The following is a 15,826-nucleotide window of genomic DNA, read 5'->3' on the forward strand; positions in this document are numbered from 1 at the left end:
ACGGTGCCGATGTGGCTCTTTCCCAAGACGCGCTCTGGCCGCGCGCCGGCTCGTGGCCGGCGTTCGACGGCGGCTCCTGCGACGCCGCGCTGGTCGGCGTGCCGGCGCACCTGACCTCGCTCTCGCCGACGGGGGCGGATGCCACGCCCGCGGCGGTCCGTGCGGCGTTGGCGCGCTACAGCCCGACGCTGATCGGCCCGCCCGCCGTCGACCTGGACGAGGTGCTGCGCATCGTCGACGCCGGCGATGTGGCAGACCCCGACGGCCGCGAGGGCGAGGCGCGCGTGCGCGACCGGGTGCGCGCACTCGCGGCGGCCGCCCGGCTGGTCATCGCCCTCGGCGGCGACAACTCACTGACCTACGGGGTCGCGCAGGGCGCGGATGCCGCGGGCCTGATCACGCTGGATGCGCACTACGACCTGCGCGACGGCGAGTCCAACGGCTCGCCGGTGCGCCGGCTGGCGGCAGCGGGCCTGGACGGGCGGCAGATCGTGCAGATCGGCATCGCCGACTTCGCGAACTCCGCCGCCTACGCGCGCCGCGCGGCCGACCTCGGCATCACGGTGATCACACTCGACGAGGTGCGTCGCCGCGGCATCGACGACGTCGTCGCGCAGGCGGTGGAGGTCGCCGGGCCAGGCCGGGTGCATCTGGACATCGACGTGGACGTGTGCGACCGATCCGTCGCGCCCGGCTGCCCGGCATCCGTTCCCGGCGGTCTGCAGGCGTGGGAGCTGCGGGCGCTGGTGCGGGGCATCGCCGCCTCGCCGCACGTGGTCTCGGCCGACCTGGCCGAGGTGGACGCCACCGCCGACGCCCCGGACGGACGCACCGTGCGCCTGGCGGCGCTGTGCGTGCTGGAGCTGTTGGCCGGGCTCGCGGGACGCACGGCATGAGCGAGACCGCACCCGACGCCGCGACCCTGCTGGACGAAGCGGGCACACCGACGGAGTGGGTCCCGTTCGATCACCGGCCGCGCACCGCCGGCCGGATGACCGTGGGCGTGGCCGCGCACGGCGACTGGCAGCTGCGGATGCTGCGCGTCGAGGGCGCCGGCGCGGTCCCCGGCGTGATGCTCACCGGCTGGGCGGTGACCGCTGCGGGGCGTGAGGACGTGCTGCTGACGCCGGTGGCCGGCGGCGTCGACATCTGCGTGCCCGATGAGGACGGCCACGAGCTGCACTCCGAGCTGCGCGTGCTGGTGCCCTTCGACGCCGTGGTCGACACCGCGCGCTCCGACCTGCCGAACGGCGCGGTCCAGGTCGTCCCCCACGTGACGGTGCGCGACGTGCCGGCCGGCTACCCGGTGATCGTCGCGGTGCGCCGTGGACCCGAGCCGCCGCCGATCCCGCAGATGCGCGAAGTGCCCGTGGACGGACAGGGCAAGCCGCTGCGAATCCACCAGACCGGCTCGCTGATCCCCGAGATCGAGCTGGCGCCCGCCGATTCCGGCCACGAGATCACCGTCCGGTGGCCCGACCGCACCCGCGAGGTCGTGGCCCTGCCGGGCTAGTTCGCGCGGACGCCGTCCCGGTAGACGCGGTCGACCAGCGGAACTCCCGGCCGGTAGGCCAGGTGCGTGCGGCTGAGGGCCTCGAGGACCACGAGGTCGGCGCGCATTCCGGGCGCGAGCACGCCGATGTCGTCTCTGCGCAGCGCGGCGGCTCCCCCGGCGGTGGCCGCCCAGACCGCCTCGGGCACCGTCATCCCCATCTCGCGCACGGCCAGGGCGATCATCAGCGGCATCGAGCTGGTGAAGCTGGTGCCGGGGTTGCAGTCGCTGGCAAGCGCCACGGTCACGCCGGCATCGATCAGCCGGCGGGCGTCCGGGTAGGGGTGCCGGGTGGAGAACTCGACGCCGGGAAGCAGCGTCGCCACCGTCTCGCTGCCGGCCAGGGCCGCGACATCCGCGTCGGTCACGTAGGTGCAGTGATCGACGGATGCCGCGCCCAGCGCGACCGCGATGCGCACACCCTCGCCGGGGCCGAGCTGGTTGCCGTGCACCCGCGGCACGAGCCCGTGCGCGATGCCGGCGGCCAGCACCCGGCGCGACTCGTCCGGGCTGAACGCGCCGGTCTCGCAGAACACGTCGACCCACTTCGCGTGCGGTGCGACCGCGCGCAGCATCTCGTCGCAGACCAGATCGACGTAGTCGTCGCGACGGTGCGTGTACTCGGCGGGCACCACGTGCGCGCCCAGGAACGTCACTTCGCCGGTGACCTCGGCGGCCAACCGCGCCAGCCGCGCCTCGTCGTGCACGGTCAGTCCGTAGCCGGTCTTGACCTCCAGCGTGGTGGTGCCCTGCCGGCGGCATTCGGCCACGAAGCCGGCCAGCCGGCGCCGCAGCTCGTCGTCGCCCGCGGCGCGTGTGGCGGCCACCGTCGTACGTATGCCGCCCGCGGCATACGGCTCGCCGGCCATCCGCGCGGCGAACTCGTCGGCCCGGTCGCCGCCGAAGACGAGGTGGGTGTGGCTGTCGACGAACCCCGGGATCACCGCCCGACCCCCGGCATCCACCACCTCGACGCCGTCCGCCTCGCGGGCGCGCGCCGCAGAACCGACCCAGGCGATCCGCCCGCCCTCGATCAGGACGGCGGCGTCGCGTCGCGTGCCGCAGGCGTCACCGGCCGCGGCGACGTTGGTGGTCAGCTCACCGATGTTCGTCAGCAGTGTGGCCGTCACAGCATCGGCACCTTCAGGCCGCGGTCGCGGGCGACCGCTCGCGCGCGGTCGTATCCGGCATCCACGTGTCGCATCACGCCCGAGCCCGGATCGTTGGTCAGCACCCGTTCGAGCTTGGAGGCGGCCAGCGCCGATCCGTCCGCGACCGAGACCTGTCCGGCGTGGATCGACCGGCCGATGCCCACGCCGCCGCCGTGGTGGATCGACACCCACGACGCGCCGGAGGACGTGTTCAGCAGGGCGTTCAGCAGCGGCCAGTCGGCGATGGCATCCGACCCGTCGGCCATCGCCTCGGTCTCGCGGTACGGCGAGGCCACCGAGCCGGCGTCCAGATGGTCGCGGCCGATGACGATCGGGGCCGACAGCTCTCCGGATGCGACCATCTCGTTGAACTTCAGCCCGGCCAGGTGCCGCTCCCGATACCCGAGCCAGCAGATCCGCGCCGGGAGTCCCTCGAACTCGACCCGCTCCCGCGCCTTGTCCAGCCAGCGGTGGAGCGCGGCATCCTTCGGGAACAGCTCCTTGATCGCCCGGTCGGTCCGGTAGATGTCCTCCGGGTCGCCGGACAGCGCCGCCCAGCGGAACGGGCCCTTGCCCTCGCAGAACAGCGGCCGGATGTAGGCCGGCACGAAGCCGGGGAACGCGAACGCGCGCTCGCAGCCGCCCGCCTGCGCCTCGGCGCGCAGCGAGTTGCCGTAGTCGAAGACGGCGGCCCCGACATCCAGGAAGCCCACCATGGCGTCCACGTGTGCGGCCATCGATGCGCGCGACCGTGCGGTGAAGCCCTCCGGGTCGCGGGATGCCTCGGCCTTCCAGTCCGCGACGCTGATGCCGATCGGCAGGTACGCGAGGGGGTCGTGCGCGCTGGTCTGGTCGGTGACGATGTCGATCGGGATGCCGCGGCGCAGCAGCTCCGGGAACACCTCGGCCGCGTTGCCCACCACGCCGACCGACAGCGCGTGCCGCTGCTCCTTGGCCGCCAGCACCCGGGCCAGCGCGTCGTCGAGGTCGGTGGTGTATTCGTCCAGGTAGCGCTTGGCCACCCGGCGCGCCAGGCGCGACTCGTCGACGTCGACGATCAGCACGACACCGTCGTTCATGGTGACCGCCAGCGGCTGCGCGCCGCCCATGCCGCCGCATCCGGCGGTGAGCGTCAGGGTGCCGGCCAGCGACTCCCGGCCGAGCGAGCGGGCGACCGCGGCGAACGTCTCGTACGTGCCCTGCAGGATGCCCTGGGTGCCGATGTAGATCCACGAGCCGGCCGTCATCTGGCCGTACATCGTCAGCCCGAGCGACTCGAGCCGGCGGAACTCGGGCCAGGTCGCCCAGTCGCCGACGAGGTTCGAGTTGGCGATCAGCACGCGGGGCGCCCACTCATGCGTGCGGAACACACCCACCGGCTTGCCCGACTGCACCAGCAGCGTCTCGTCGGACTCGAGCTCGTCGAGCGTGCGCACGATGGCGTCGAACGCCTCCCAGCTGCGCGCCGCCCGCCCGGTGCCGCCGTAGACGACCAGGTCGTCGGGGTGCTCGGCCACCTCCGGGTCGAGGTTGTTCATCAGCATCCGCTTTGCGGCTTCGGCGCCCCAGCTCTTGGCCGTGCGCACGGCGCCGCGCGGCGCGGTGACCGGACGTGCTCCATCCATCATCTTTCTCCTTCGAACGCGGCGGCGCGCACGGCGCCGTTCAGGACGAGACCGGTGACGGTCTCGATGTCGGGGCTGACGAACCGGTCGTGGCCGGGACCGGCGACCCCCTGGGCGCGCAGCAGGTCGCGCACCGCCCCGGTGCCCGGGCCGGGCGGCAGCGGCGCGCGCAGGTCGAGCGCACGGGTGCCGGTGATGGTCTCGATCGCCAGCACGCGGGCCAGGCCGTCGACCGCGCGGCGCAGCTTGCGCGCCGCCGCCCAGCCCATCGACACGTGGTCCTCCTGCATCGCCGAGGACGGGATCGAGTCAACGGATGCCGGGACGGCCAGACGCTTGAGCTCAGACACGATCCCGGCGGCCGCGTACTGCGCGATCATCAGCCCGGAGTCGACGCCGGCCTCGTCGGCCAGGAACGGCGGCAGCTCGCGATTGCGCGCGACGTCCAGCGCACGGTCGGTGCGCCGCTCCGAGATCGAGGCGACGTCGGCGACCGCGATCGCCAGGAAGTCCAGCACGTACGCGATCGGCGCGCCGTGGAAGTTGCCGTTGGACTCGACCCGGCCGTCGACCGTGACGACCGGATTGTCCACCACGGCCGCCAGCTCGCGGACGGCGACCTGCCGGGCATGGTCGACGGTGTCGCGGGCCGCGCCGTGCACCTGCGGGGAGCAGCGCAGCGAATAGGCGTCCTGGACCCGCCCGTCCTCGGGACCCTTGTGGCTGGCCACGATCGGCGACGGGTTCAGCAGCGCGCGCAGGTTCGCGGCGCTCGTGGCCTGGCCGATCTGCGGACGCAGCGCCATCAGATCCGCGGCGAAGACGGCGTCGGTGCCCAGCTGGCTCTCCACCGACAGCGCGGCGGTGACATCGGCGGTGTCCAGCAGCACCTCGAGATCGGCGAGGGCCAGCAGCAGCATCCCGAGCATGCCGTCGGTGCCGTTGATCAGCGCCAGCCCCTCCTTCTCGGCCAGGACGAGGGGCGTGAGGGATGCCGCGGCCAGCGCGGCTGCGGCATCCATCGCCTGCCCGGCCACCCGGACCTCTCCCTCGCCCATGGCCGCCAGGGCGACATGCGCGAGCGGGGCCAGATCGCCCGAGCAGCCGAGCGAGCCGTACTCGCGCACGATCGGCACGATGCCGGCGTTCAGCAGGCCGGCGTAGGCGGTGACGACCTCGGGGCGAACACCGGTGCGTCCGCTGGCCAGGGTCTGCAGCCGCAGCACCTGCAGCGCACGGACGACCTCGTCCTCGACCTCGGCGCCGGTGCCGGCGGCGTGCGAGCGGATGAGGCTGGCCTGCAGCTGCCGGCGCCGATCGGGGGCGATGAACGTGGTGGCCAGGGCGCCGAACCCGGTCGAGACGCCGTAGTGCGGCGCCGGGTCGCCGGCCAGCCGCTCGATCAGCGCGCGCGATTCGGCGACCCGGTCCAGCGCGGCGGGGGCGAGCTCGATGGGCGCGCCGTGCCGGGCGACGGCGACGACCTCGGCGGGGGTCAGCGGGGTGATGCCGATGACGACGGGGGCAGCTGCGGGGGTGGCCATGCCCTGATTCCACACCGTCGCCGCCCCGTGCGGGAGATCCGTATGGCATCCTGTGTCTGTGATCCCAGACCGGGCGCGTCCCTCGCGGCCTCAGGTGCCGGCATCCGACCAGACGCTGCGCATCCTCTCCTTCCTGGCGCGGCAGCGCGGGCCGGTCGCGGCGCGCACCATCGCCGACCACCTCGGGCTGCCGCGCTCGACGGTGTACTTCCTGCTGGGCACGCTCGCCGAGCACGGCTTCGCCGTGCACCTGGAGCGCGAGCAGCGCTGGGGGCTGGGCACCGCCGCGTTCGAGCTCGCCGGCGGCTTCGCGCGGCAGCAGCCCCTGGCCCGGCTCGGCCGGCCGCTGGTGGCGGGGCTGGCCGACCGCACCGGCGAGAGCGCGCACCTGGCCGTGATGACCGGGCGCGACGTGCTCTACCTCGTCGAGGAGCGCGCGCCGCGCCGGCCGGCGCTGGTCACCGATGTGGGCGTGCGACTGCCGGCGCACCTGACCGCCACCGGACGGGCCATGCTCGCGGCGCTGCCCCGCGAGCAGGTGCGGGCGCTGTACCCGGATGCCTCGGCCTTCGCCGACCGCACGGGACGCGGTCCGTCCCGCCCCGGCCAGCTGCGCGAGCTGCTGCGCACCGTCCGCGCCAACGGCTACGCGGTGGAGGACGGCGAGGTCACCCTCGGACTCCGCTCGATCGGCGTGGCGGTGACCGACCATGCCGGCTGGCCTGCCGCCGCGATCGCGGTGACCTGGCCCGACCAGCCCGGCCGGGATGCGGCATCCCTCGCGCCTGTCGTGGCGGCCGCTTCGGCCGAACTGTCCCGCCGCATCTCGGGGCGCTGAGGCCGCGCATCTCGGTGTGGATCACGGCCTCGGCGTGTTCAGATCGCAGGACCGTCTGCGTCAAACCCCGCGACACGCCGGATCTGGAGCCCGGCGGCGCGGATCTTCCTGCGATGTGAACACGGCCGCTCAGCGGACCGCATGCGTGAGCAGCAGGCCCCTCACGGCGCGGACCACGACGTCGGCGTTCCAGAAGATGTCCTCGGCGATCGGGCGGTAGGTCACCAGACCTCGCGCGGCCGCCGCCTGATCGCGACGGTGGTCCTTCTTCTGCTGCTCCCAGTCCGCGTGATAGGCCTCGCTGTCGCACTCGACGATCAGCCAGCCGTCGACGAGGAAGTCGACCCGTCCCACATCGGGGATCTTCACCTGACTCTGCACGCGGCACCCGAGTCGGCGCAGGATGATGCGCATGATGCTCTCCGCCCCCGACTCGGCTGCGGCATCCAGATGCTTGCGGATGACCCGCAACCGCCGCGGAAGTGCGTCGAACACGGCATCGAGCTGCTCGGCGCCGACGAGTCCGCGATGAATCGCCGAATCGAGCGTCGCGATCGCCGCTCGGACCGGCTGGCAGAGCACAGCCTGCACGAGCGCCTCGACGATGTCTGTGTTGGCCCATCCGTGCGCAGCCGACGCGACCCAGTGCACCCGGACGCTCCGATCGACCTGCCGCAGGCGGCCGCTCGTCCGCGGCACGGCGACATGCAGGGCGGCGCCGTCGAGCACGAAGACGCCCCAGCGCGCCAGCTCGGACACACACGCGAGTCGGCCGCCCACGCGGCAGGCATCCACGACGTCGTCCGGCGCGGTGGGCGTCAGGTACACGCCGCCGCGGGGACGGACGAGCGTGCCGGATGCCGCAGCCGCCGTGATCTGCCTGGGGCGCCATCCTGCCGCGAGCAGTTCCCCGCGGGACCACGCCGGCCAATGCTTCGGGACGAGCTTCGTCTCCTTCTTGCATCGCCGCACGAACGCCGCCGGCACGTCATCGCGGGCGGGGCGGTTCACGGGGCGATTCAGGGGCTGTGGCATCCCTTGATCGTCCCCGACGGCAATGGACCGCGGCTGGCCCGTCTCCGATCTGTGGACGACGGCGGGCACGTCCGCCGCTGGGGAGGAGCCGGTGCCGGAGCGTCCCGCCGAGAGCGCGTCAGCGAACCCCATCCGGCGGTGTGCCGGCCGCAGGCATGGTCGGCGACCGCGGCCATCACCTGCCGCCAGATCCTGTCGGAGTGATCAGTCGACCCGCTCGACGGTGCCGCGGGTGAGGTGGACGAGTTGGGCGAAGGTGAGCGGGAACACCGTGTGCGGGGTGCCGCCGGCGGCCCACAGCTGCGGGTGGTCGGCGAGCGACCGGTCCACGACCGTGGTGATCGGCGTCGGGTGCCCGGCCGGCGCGACGCCGCCGATCGCCTGGCCGGTGGCCGCGCGCACCTGGTCGGGTGTGGCCCGCTGGATGCCGCCGCGCCCGAGCCGCTGGGCCAGCGCCGCGGTGTCGACGCGGTGGGCGCCGCTGGTCATCACCAGCAGCGGCTCGTCGTCAGACCAGAAGAGCAGACTGTTCGCGATGGCGCCGACCTCGACCCCGAGCGCCGCCGCGGCCAGCGGTGCGGTCGCGGCGGAGTCGGGAAGCGTGACGATCTCGCCGGAGATGCCGGCCCGCGTCAGCGCGTCCCGGACCAGACGACTGCGCGCGGAGAGGGTGTCGGACATGCCCTCAGCCTAGAGGCGGGCCAGGGCCCGGCGACGACACGACGAGCCCGAGCGAAACCAGGCACAATGGAGACGGATGCCGCGAAGCGGCGGCATCGCTCAGCACACGCCCACAAGGCCCGCCGAAAGAAGTCGCGATGACGCACACCCTGCCCCTGCCCGAATTCACCCACGAACGCGTGGAGGTGATCACGGGTCCGCGCAGCGGCCTGTTCCTCACCGTCGCGCTTCATTCGTCCGCTCTCGGCTCCGCCCTCGGCGGCGCCCGGCTGTGGACCTACCCGCACTGGAGCGACGCACTCGGCGACGCGCTGCGGCTCTCGGCCGCGATGACGCTGAAGAACGCCGCGGCAGGGCTGGATGCCGGCGGCGGCAAGTCGGTGATCCGGCTCGCGCCCGGTCAGACGCTGGATGCCGATCAGCGCCGCGCCGCGTTCCTCGACCTCGGCGACGCGGTCCAGTCGCTGGGCGGCCTGTACCGCACCGCGGAGGATGTCGGCTCGACCGCCGAGGACATGCTCACCGTCAGCGAGCGCACCGACCACGTGGTGGGACTGCCCGATGCCGCCGGCGGCGCCGGCGAGCCCGCCGGACCGACGAGCCTGGGCGTGTACGAGTCGCTGCGTGCGACGCTGGAGCGGGTCACCGGCAGCAGCCAGATCGCCGGCACGCGGATCACCATCTCGGGCCTCGGCCAGGTCGGCAGCCGCCTGGCGCAGCGACTGTCCGCCGAGGGTGCGATCCTGACCGTCACCGACGTGAACCCGGCCAAGAAGGAATCGGCCACCCGGCTCGGCGCGACCTGGGTCACCCCCGGCACCGAGCAGCACGTGCCCGGCGAGGTGTTCGTGCCCGCCGGGGTGGGCGGGGTGCTGGATGACGAGACCATCGACGCACTGGCGGTGAAGGCCGTCTGCGGCCCGGCCAACAACCCGCTCGCCGAGCGCTCGGGCGCCGACCGCCTGGCCGCCCGCGGCATCCTGTACGCGCCGGACTTCGTGGTCAACGCGGGCGGGGTGATCTACCTCGACCTGGAGGCCAAGCACCACGGCACCCGCGAGGAGATCATGCAGCGCGTGAGCGGGATCGGCGACACTCTGCGCCGCATCTTCGACGATGCCGAGGCGTCCGGGACGTCACCGCTGGTGGCGGCGGAGCGCCTCGCCGCCGAGCGGCTCGACGCCGCCCGCGGCGCCCGGGTCTAGCGCCCGGGAACCCGGACTCGGTTCCAGCATTCGTGGAACCGAGTCCGGGTGGCATGATGGACGCAACCGGCGACGACGCCGGGGGCCGGCACCAGCACCGGCGTGCACGACGAATCAAAGGAGAGACCTCGTGTTCCACAGCCCCTTCCCCGACGTCGAGATCCCCGAGCTCAGCGTCTACGACTACCTCTTCGGCGACCTGAGCGCGCAGGACAGCGCCCGCATCGCCCTCATCGACCCGGCCACCGGCGCCGAGACGAGCTACGGCGCCCTCAAGGCGCAGATCGACGCGTTCGCCGGGGCGCTGGCCGTCCGCGGCGTCGACAGCGACACCGTGGTCGGCGTGCTCTGCCCGAACGTGCCCGCGTTCGCCACCGTCTTCCACGGCGCTCTGCGCCTGGGCGCGACGGTCACCACCTTCAACTCGCTGTACACCGCCGGCGAGATCCAGAAGCAGATCGAGGATGCCGGGGCCACCTGGATCGTCACGGTCAGCCCCCTGCTCCCCCAGGCCGCCGCAGCCGCCGCAGCCTGCGACATCCCGGACGACCACGTCATCGTCCTGGACGGCGCCGAGGGCCATCCCAACCTGCGCGAACTGCTGACCGAGCAGCGCACGCCCCCGGCCGTGAGCTTCGACCCGGCCACGCACATCGCCGTGCTGCCGTACTCGTCCGGCACCACCGGCGTGCCCAAGGGCGTCATGCTCAGCCACCGCAACCTCGTCGCCAACGTCGAGCAGTCGCGGGTCAACATCGACCTGAAGTCGGATGACCGGGTCCTGGCGGTCCTGCCGTTCTTCCACATCTACGGCATGACGGTGCTGCTGAACCTCGCGCTGCGCCAGCACGCCAGCCTGGTGACGATGCCCCGGTTCGACCTGGTCGAGTTCCTGAAGAACATCCAGGACTTCAGCTGCACCTACCTGTACATCGCGCCGCCGATCGCGGTGGCGCTGGCCAAGCATCCGATCGTGGACCAGTACGACATCTCCACCGTCCACTCCGTGTTCTCCGGCGCCGCCCCGCTGGACGGCGAGACCGCCGACGCGGCCGGCCGCCGCATCCACGCCCGCGTGATGCAGGGGTACGGGCTGACCGAGACCAGCCCGGTCACGCACGCGGTGCCGCACACCCGCCACGACATGCCGCTGAGCTCGGTCGGCTGCGCGCTGCCGAACACGCTGACCAAGCTCGTCGATCCGGACACCGGGGAAGAGATCACCGAGGTCGACGAGAACGGGCAGACGCGCGCCGGCGAGGTCTGGATCAAGGGGCCGCAGGTGATGCTGGGCTATCTGAACAAGCCGGATGCCACGGCCCACGCGATCGACGCGGACGGCTTCTTCCACACCGGCGACGTGGCCACCTACAACGAGGGCGGCTGGTTCACGGTCGTGGACCGGGTCAAGGAGCTGATCAAGTACCACGGCTATCAGGTGCCGCCGGCAGAGCTCGAGGCGCTGCTGCTGAGCCACCCGAAGGTGGCGGATGTCGCGGTGATCGGGGTGCTCGACGATGAGAAGCAGGAGATCCCGAAGGCGTTCGTCGTGCCGGCGGCAGGGGTCGAGCTGACGGCAGAAGAAGTGATGGACTTCGTCGCCGCGCAGGTCGCGCCGTACAAGAAGGTGCGCCGGGTCGAGTTCATCGACGCGATCCCGAAGTCGAGTTCGGGCAAGATCCTGCGCAAGGACCTTCGCGCCCGCGAGGCGGTCGCCGCGACGGCCTGACCGCCCCCGGTCGGCACGCGGAGGCTTATCCTGGCTACAGATCCAACTCTGCGACGAGGGGGTTTGGCCATGAACGGCAAATACACCCCGACCACGACGCACAGTTCGTGGGGCTCGGGGAATCCGCATCTGATCGTCAGCAACGAGGACGGGCACCGGACGCTGCCGCTTGATCGCGACGTCGTCCGCATCGGCTCCGCCGACGACGTCGAGCTGAGGCTGGCGGGACTGCAGCCGCTGCACGCCGAGATCCACCACGATCCGGAAGACGAGTACGTCCTGGTGCTGCACGGACCCGCGACCACCAGCGCCCGGCACGTGCCCGTCGACTCGATCGGCGGCAAACTCGGCGAGGTGCTGCGCACGGGGGCGCGATTCGTGCTCGGCGAGTGGGCGTTCGTATACGCGCGCGACGAGTACGCCGACCACGGACTCCCGTACGGCGGCCGCCAGGGCGGCGAGGGTGCGCACGACCCGCACCAGCCCGAGCGTCCGGACTACACCGGGGAGCATCCGGTGATCACGAGCCCGCCATCGATGACTTGACCGGAGACCCATGACCGCCCGCTTCGTGTACTGGATGAATGTGTCCGTCGACCTGCGCATCGAACGCGACCCCGACGAGCGGGGCGGCGGAGACTGGCTGCACATCACCGAGAGCCTGCACCGCGAGTTCAACGCCCGCGCCGCCGCGCTGTCGGCGATGGTGCAGGGTCGGGTGATCTACGACACGATGGAGGCCTTCTGGCCGAACGCGCGGGACGACGAGTCGCTCGACGAAGTGCTGCGCGAATACGGGCGGATCTGGACGGACAAGCCCAAATACCTGGTCTCGCGCACCCGGACCGAGGCCGGGCACCGCACACAGGTCGTCGGCGGACCCGACGCGATCGAGCGGCTCGCCCGGATCCGCGCGGACGGCGAGGGCGACATCGGGATCGGCGGCGCGACGATCGCCACGCAGCTGCTGACCGCCGGGCTGCTGGACGAGCTGATGCTGTTCGTCCACCCCGTCATCCTGAGCAGCGGGCGGCCGCTGTTCGACCCGGGGGCACAGCCGGTCGACCTCGAACTGATCGAGCACGCGCGGTTCGAGGGCGACGTGGAACTGCACCGCTACGGCATCACACGGTGGACCTGAGGGGATTCGAACCCCTGACCTCTTCATTGCGAACGAAGCGCGCTACCAACTGCGCCACAGGCCCGTGAACCTCAGCAACAATATCATGGCTGCCGCGGGTGTCAGAATCGCGCCGGGACGGGTCAGCCGGCGGCCCGCTGCCGCAGCAGCGTGCGCACGTGCGCCTCGATCTCGGCGTCGTCCACGTGCCCCATCCGCGCCAGTCGGGCGGTGTCCAGCTCGGGCGGTCGTGCCTGCTCGGCGCGCTCGCGCAGCGCGTCGTCCAGCGCGGCCTGGCGCAGCTGCTCGCGGGCTGCGGCGGCATCGAGCAGGGCGGCGGCGCGCGATCCGGCCGAGGCCGTCAGCGGCCGCGGAAGCTCGCGCGGACGCCACGCCCGCTCGTCCTCGAGCGACACATCCTGCGGCGCGGCCACGACCCGACGCGGCGTGGCCACGATGGGCGCCACAGCCCGCACGGCAGCGCGGGCGCCGACCCGCGACATCCGCACCAGCACGAGGGCGGATGCCGCAGCCAGCGCACCGCCGGTCCCGATGAGCGCCGGCGCCGCACCCGTCGCCGACGGGCCGAAGGCCAGCACGACCGCGCCCCATCCGGCCAGGCCCAGCCCGGCCAGCCCGATCACGGTGGCGGTCAGCCGCAGGCGCCGACGGGCGCGCGCGCGGCGCACCTCCGGCTGCCGCGACGCGGCCACCCGCTCGGCGCGTGCGCGCTCCAGCTCGGCGCGCCGCAGGGCGAGCTCGGCCTGCTCGCGCTCGTCGAGGGTCTTCTTCGCCAGCGCATCCCGCTCGACCTGCGCCCGGCGTGCGGCCTCTTCGCGTTCGGACTGCGCCTTGCGTGCGACCTTCTGCTGCGCCAGAGCGGTGCGCGCGTTCAGCTCCAGTCGCACCTCGTCCGGGGTCTCGCTCGTCTGGGCGAGCACCCGCAGCGCCTGGTTCAGGCGCACCGCGTTGCGTTCGGCGGCGTCGAACTGATGCCGGCTGTACCAGCTGGGCAGCAGGTACACGAGCCACAGCACCACCGCCACGAGGACGACGATCCCCCCACCCAGCACCTGCCCACCCATGCACACCACGGTATGCGACGGGGGCCCGGTACCCCGGCATCCGCTCGCGTGTCGCGGCGACGATGCCGCCCGCACGGACCGCGAGTGCGGCTTCAGGCAGACAGACGATCCGCCGGCGGGATGGCCGCGGCATCCTGCGGGGCGCGCCCCGCCACCCACCGGGCCAGCACCCCCTCGGGGACCTCGTCCCGCACCAGCGCGAAGGCGTAGTGGTCGCGCCAGTCGCCGTCGATGTGGATGTAGCGCCGCCGCAGCCCCTCATACCGGAACCCGAGCTTGGCGACCACGCGCAGGCTGGCCTTGTTCTCGGGGCGGATGCAGATCTCCATCCGGTGCAGGCGCATCTCGGTGAAGCAGATGTCGGTGGCCAGCGCGACCGAGATCGGCGTGATGCCGCGGCCGGCGAACCGCTCGCTGACCCAGTAGCCGATCGTCGCCGAGGCCAGCGAGCCGCGGGCGATCCCCCACACGTTCAGCTGTCCGGCCAGCTGCCCGTCCCACTCCATCACGAACGGCACGCCGTTCCCGTCGCGGTACTGCTGCAGCAGCCGGCGGATGCCCAGCCGCATGTCCAGCGACACCGGCCCGTCCGGGCTGGTGGCCTCCCACGGGCGCAGCCATCCGCGGTTGGCCATCAGCTCGTGCTGCAGTGCGCGCGCGTCCTTGGCGCGGACCAGCCGGATTGACACGGCCCCGTACTGGTGCGGGTCGGTGAGATCCACGTCGCCCCCTCGGCCCGGGCGGCTACAGTGTCGCCGCGAACTCCTGCAGCCATGGGCGCAGCTCGGGGCCGAGATCCTCACGGTCTGCGGCCAGCTGCACGATGGCCTTGATGTAGTCCAGCCTATCGCCGGTGTCGTAGCGCCGCCCGCGGAACACGACGCCGTACACCCCGGCGCCCGGGTCGGCCGCGAGCTCCTGCAGAGCATCGGTCAGCTGGATCTCGCCGCCCTTGCCCGGCTGCGTGCGCTCGAGGATCTCGAAGACCTCGGGCGGCAGCACGTAGCGGCCGATGACGGCGAGGTTGGACGGCGCCTCCTCGGCGGTGGGCTTCTCCACCAGGCCGGTCACCCGCACGACATCGGGGTCGTCGGTCGGCTCGACGGCGGCCGCGCCGTACAGGTGGATCTGCGCCGGGTCGACCTCCATCAGCGCGATCACGGTCGCGTTGTGCTTGTCGTACTCGCCGAGCATCTTCGGCAGCAGCGGGTCGCGCTCATCGATCAGGTCGTCGCCGAGCAGCACCGCGAACGGGTGGTCTCCGACGTGCGCCTTGGCCCGCCAGACCGCGTGCCCGAGGCCGCGCGGCTCACCCTGACGCACCATGTGGATGTCGGCCAGATCGCTGGAGTACTGCACCTGCGCCAGCCGGTCGACATCGCCCTTGCGCTCGAGCGTGGACTCCAGCTCGGGCACCGAGTCGAAGTGGTTGGCGATGTTGTTCTTGTTGCGTCCGATGATGATCAGCACGTCCTGGATGCCGGAGTTCACGGCCTCCTCGACGACGTACTGGATCGCCGGCTTGTCCACGACCGGAAGCATCTCCTTGGGCATGGCCTTGGTGGCGGGCAGGAAGCGAGTCCCCAGACCTGCGGCCGGGATGACGGCCTTGAACGGCTTGTGCGGCATGGCAACATGCTAGCGACCGTAGACTCGAGTGCATGGCGGATCCGATAGATGACGCGAAGCGCGCCCTGCGCGCGGAGCTGCGCGAACGACGCCAGCTGCTGACGGAAGCCGCGCGCCGCGCGGCCGCGGAGGGCATCACCGCGCAGCTGGACGCGCTGGTGGAATCCTTCGGCGCCCGGTCGGTCTCGTGCTATCTGTCCACCGCGACCGAGCCGGGAACGCGCGAGTTCGTCAACGCGGCCGTGGCCCGCGGCATCCGCGTCCTGCTGCCGATCACCCGCGTGGACGGACTCCTGGACTGGACCGTGGCCGACCCGGACGGCGACGTCGCCGAGGGGCTGCTGGGCCTGCCCGAGCCGGTGGGCGAGCTGCTCGGGCCGATCGCGGTCAACGACGTCGACCTGATGATCATCCCGGCCGCCTCGGTCGACCGATCCGGCATGCGCCTGGGCTGGGGCCGCGGCTACTTCGACAAGACGCTCGGCTCGATCCAGAACTGCCCGCCGGTGTACGCCGTCGTCTACGACAGCGAACTCGTCGACGAGGTGCCCCGCGATCTGCACGATCAGCCGGTCACCGGAGTGGTCACCCCGACCCGCACCGTCGTCCTTGCGCCCGCCGCGCGCTGAAAT

The 15,826-nt window shown here is 72.5% G+C and carries 16 protein-coding genes and 1 tRNA gene; 8 read left to right on the forward strand and 9 right to left on the reverse strand.

From position 1 onward, the window contains the following. Nucleotides 1-11: 11 nt before the first annotated feature. On the forward strand, nucleotides 12-896 hold the full coding sequence (locus tag AC0L6F_RS04610; protein WP_473539328.1) for an arginase family protein: 885 nt from the start codon (nucleotides 12-14) through the stop codon (nucleotides 894-896). Next, on the forward strand, nucleotides 893-1,513 hold the full coding sequence (locus AC0L6F_RS04615; protein ID WP_473539329.1) for a hypothetical protein: 621 nt from the start codon (nucleotides 893-895) through the stop codon (nucleotides 1,511-1,513). The genes AC0L6F_RS04610 and AC0L6F_RS04615 overlap by 4 nt, the downstream gene beginning before the upstream one ends. On the opposite strand, the gene hutI is transcribed toward AC0L6F_RS04615, so the two are convergent. The 3 genes from hutI to hutH are packed head-to-tail and all read right to left on the reverse strand — an operon-like array spanning nucleotide 1,510 to nucleotide 5,872. Beyond that, the gene (gene hutI, locus AC0L6F_RS04620) at nucleotides 1,510-2,682 is read right to left on the reverse strand and encodes an imidazolonepropionase (RefSeq protein WP_473539331.1); all 1,173 of its coding nucleotides are present in this window, start codon (nucleotides 2,680-2,682) and stop codon (nucleotides 1,510-1,512) included. The two genes, AC0L6F_RS04615 and hutI, sit on opposite strands and share 4 nt — an antisense overlap. Beyond that, complete coding sequence (gene hutU / locus AC0L6F_RS04625; RefSeq protein ID WP_473539332.1) at nucleotides 2,679-4,328, reverse strand: urocanate hydratase; 1,650 nt, start codon at nucleotides 4,326-4,328, stop codon at nucleotides 2,679-2,681. The genes hutI and hutU overlap by 4 nt, the downstream gene beginning before the upstream one ends. Further along, nucleotides 4,328-5,872 (reverse strand): histidine ammonia-lyase, encoded by a 1,545-nt coding sequence (hutH, locus tag AC0L6F_RS04630; protein WP_473539333.1) that lies wholly within the window; start codon nucleotides 5,870-5,872, stop codon nucleotides 4,328-4,330. The genes hutU and hutH overlap by 1 nt, the downstream gene beginning before the upstream one ends. Before the next feature lie 52 nt (nucleotides 5,873-5,924). On the opposite strand from hutH, the gene AC0L6F_RS04635 reads away from it, so the two are divergent. Continuing rightward, entirely contained in the window at nucleotides 5,925-6,710 is a 786-nt protein-coding gene (locus AC0L6F_RS04635) for an IclR family transcriptional regulator (protein WP_473539334.1), read from the forward strand. Nucleotides 6,711-6,839: 129 nt separating this feature from the next. Here AC0L6F_RS04635 and AC0L6F_RS04640 read toward each other — a convergent pair whose 3' ends face one another. Continuing rightward, complete coding sequence (locus AC0L6F_RS04640) at nucleotides 6,840-7,745, reverse strand: PDDEXK family nuclease (RefSeq protein ID WP_274637942.1); 906 nt, start codon at nucleotides 7,743-7,745, stop codon at nucleotides 6,840-6,842. Nucleotides 7,746-7,949: 204 nt separating this feature from the next. Next, entirely contained in the window at nucleotides 7,950-8,426 is a 477-nt protein-coding gene (locus AC0L6F_RS04645; protein ID WP_473539335.1) for a YbaK/EbsC family protein, read from the reverse strand. Between the two features lie 137 nt (nucleotides 8,427-8,563). Here AC0L6F_RS04645 and AC0L6F_RS04650 point away from each other — a divergent pair, with 137 nt between their 5' ends. The 4 genes from AC0L6F_RS04650 (at nucleotide 8,564) to AC0L6F_RS04665 (ending at nucleotide 12,501) form a co-directional block, all read left to right on the forward strand. Continuing rightward, nucleotides 8,564-9,631, forward strand: coding sequence for a Glu/Leu/Phe/Val dehydrogenase family protein (locus AC0L6F_RS04650; protein ID WP_473539336.1), 1,068 nt, complete (start codon nucleotides 8,564-8,566; stop codon nucleotides 9,629-9,631). Between the two features lie 130 nt (nucleotides 9,632-9,761). Continuing rightward, nucleotides 9,762-11,360 carry an AMP-binding protein gene (locus AC0L6F_RS04655; RefSeq protein ID WP_274637938.1) on the forward strand — a complete coding sequence of 533 codons (1,599 nt, stop codon included), beginning with the start codon at nucleotides 9,762-9,764 and terminating at the stop codon, nucleotides 11,358-11,360. A 69-nt stretch (nucleotides 11,361-11,429) separates the two neighbouring features. Further along, on the forward strand, nucleotides 11,430-11,906 hold the full coding sequence (locus tag AC0L6F_RS04660) for an FHA domain-containing protein (protein WP_473539337.1): 477 nt from the start codon (nucleotides 11,430-11,432) through the stop codon (nucleotides 11,904-11,906). Nucleotides 11,907-11,916: 10 nt separating this feature from the next. Further along, the gene (locus tag AC0L6F_RS04665; RefSeq protein ID WP_473539338.1) at nucleotides 11,917-12,501 is read left to right on the forward strand and encodes a dihydrofolate reductase family protein; all 585 of its coding nucleotides are present in this window, start codon (nucleotides 11,917-11,919) and stop codon (nucleotides 12,499-12,501) included. Here the strand turns inward: AC0L6F_RS04665 and AC0L6F_RS04670 are convergent. The 4 genes from AC0L6F_RS04670 to galU all read right to left on the reverse strand — a co-directional run bounded on the left by AC0L6F_RS04670 (nucleotide 12,493) and on the right by galU (nucleotide 15,194). Further along, nucleotides 12,493-12,565 (reverse strand) — tRNA-Ala (locus tag AC0L6F_RS04670). The two genes, AC0L6F_RS04665 and AC0L6F_RS04670, sit on opposite strands and share 9 nt — an antisense overlap. 58 nt (nucleotides 12,566-12,623) lie before the next feature. Continuing rightward, nucleotides 12,624-13,565 (reverse strand): large exoprotein, encoded by a 942-nt coding sequence (locus AC0L6F_RS04675; RefSeq protein ID WP_473539340.1) that lies wholly within the window; start codon nucleotides 13,563-13,565, stop codon nucleotides 12,624-12,626. Nucleotides 13,566-13,657: 92 nt separating this feature from the next. Beyond that, the gene (locus tag AC0L6F_RS04680) at nucleotides 13,658-14,287 is read right to left on the reverse strand and encodes a GNAT family N-acetyltransferase (protein ID WP_274637935.1); all 630 of its coding nucleotides are present in this window, start codon (nucleotides 14,285-14,287) and stop codon (nucleotides 13,658-13,660) included. A gap of 22 nt (nucleotides 14,288-14,309) precedes the next feature. Further along, nucleotides 14,310-15,194, reverse strand: a complete 885-nt coding sequence (gene galU, locus AC0L6F_RS04685; protein WP_274637934.1) for a UTP--glucose-1-phosphate uridylyltransferase GalU — start codon at nucleotides 15,192-15,194, stop codon at nucleotides 14,310-14,312. A gap of 32 nt (nucleotides 15,195-15,226) precedes the next feature. Between galU and AC0L6F_RS04690 the strand changes: the two genes are divergently transcribed. After that, nucleotides 15,227-15,823, forward strand: a complete 597-nt coding sequence (locus AC0L6F_RS04690; RefSeq protein WP_473539341.1) for a 5-formyltetrahydrofolate cyclo-ligase — start codon at nucleotides 15,227-15,229, stop codon at nucleotides 15,821-15,823. The last annotated feature ends 3 nt before the right edge of the window (nucleotides 15,824-15,826 follow it).

Source organism: Microbacterium sp. G2-16M, assembly GCF_055809115.1.

What these genes read in the sequence shown, in the direction of transcription:
- AC0L6F_RS04615 (WP_473539329.1), top strand. Translation starts at nt 893, where the DNA reads ATGAGCGAGACCGCACCCGACGCCGCGACCCTGCTGGACGAAGCGGGC.
- hutU (WP_473539332.1), bottom strand. Translation starts at nt 4,328, where the DNA reads ATGGATGGAGCACGTCCGGTCACCGCGCCGCGCGGCGCCGTGCGCACG.
- hutH (WP_473539333.1), bottom strand. Translation starts at nt 5,872, where the DNA reads ATGGCCACCCCCGCAGCTGCCCCCGTCGTCATCGGCATCACCCCGCTG.
- AC0L6F_RS04640 (WP_274637942.1), bottom strand. Translation starts at nt 7,745, where the DNA reads ATGCCACAGCCCCTGAATCGCCCCGTGAACCGCCCCGCCCGCGATGAC.
- AC0L6F_RS04645 (WP_473539335.1), bottom strand. Translation starts at nt 8,426, where the DNA reads ATGTCCGACACCCTCTCCGCGCGCAGTCGTCTGGTCCGGGACGCGCTG.
- AC0L6F_RS04650 (WP_473539336.1), top strand. Translation starts at nt 8,564, where the DNA reads ATGACGCACACCCTGCCCCTGCCCGAATTCACCCACGAACGCGTGGAG.
- AC0L6F_RS04660 (WP_473539337.1), top strand. Translation starts at nt 11,430, where the DNA reads ATGAACGGCAAATACACCCCGACCACGACGCACAGTTCGTGGGGCTCG.
- AC0L6F_RS04665 (WP_473539338.1), top strand. Translation starts at nt 11,917, where the DNA reads ATGACCGCCCGCTTCGTGTACTGGATGAATGTGTCCGTCGACCTGCGC.
- AC0L6F_RS04675 (WP_473539340.1), bottom strand. Translation starts at nt 13,565, where the DNA reads ATGGGTGGGCAGGTGCTGGGTGGGGGGATCGTCGTCCTCGTGGCGGTG.
- galU (WP_274637934.1), bottom strand. Translation starts at nt 15,194, where the DNA reads ATGCCGCACAAGCCGTTCAAGGCCGTCATCCCGGCCGCAGGTCTGGGG.
- AC0L6F_RS04690 (WP_473539341.1), top strand. Translation starts at nt 15,227, where the DNA reads ATGGCGGATCCGATAGATGACGCGAAGCGCGCCCTGCGCGCGGAGCTG.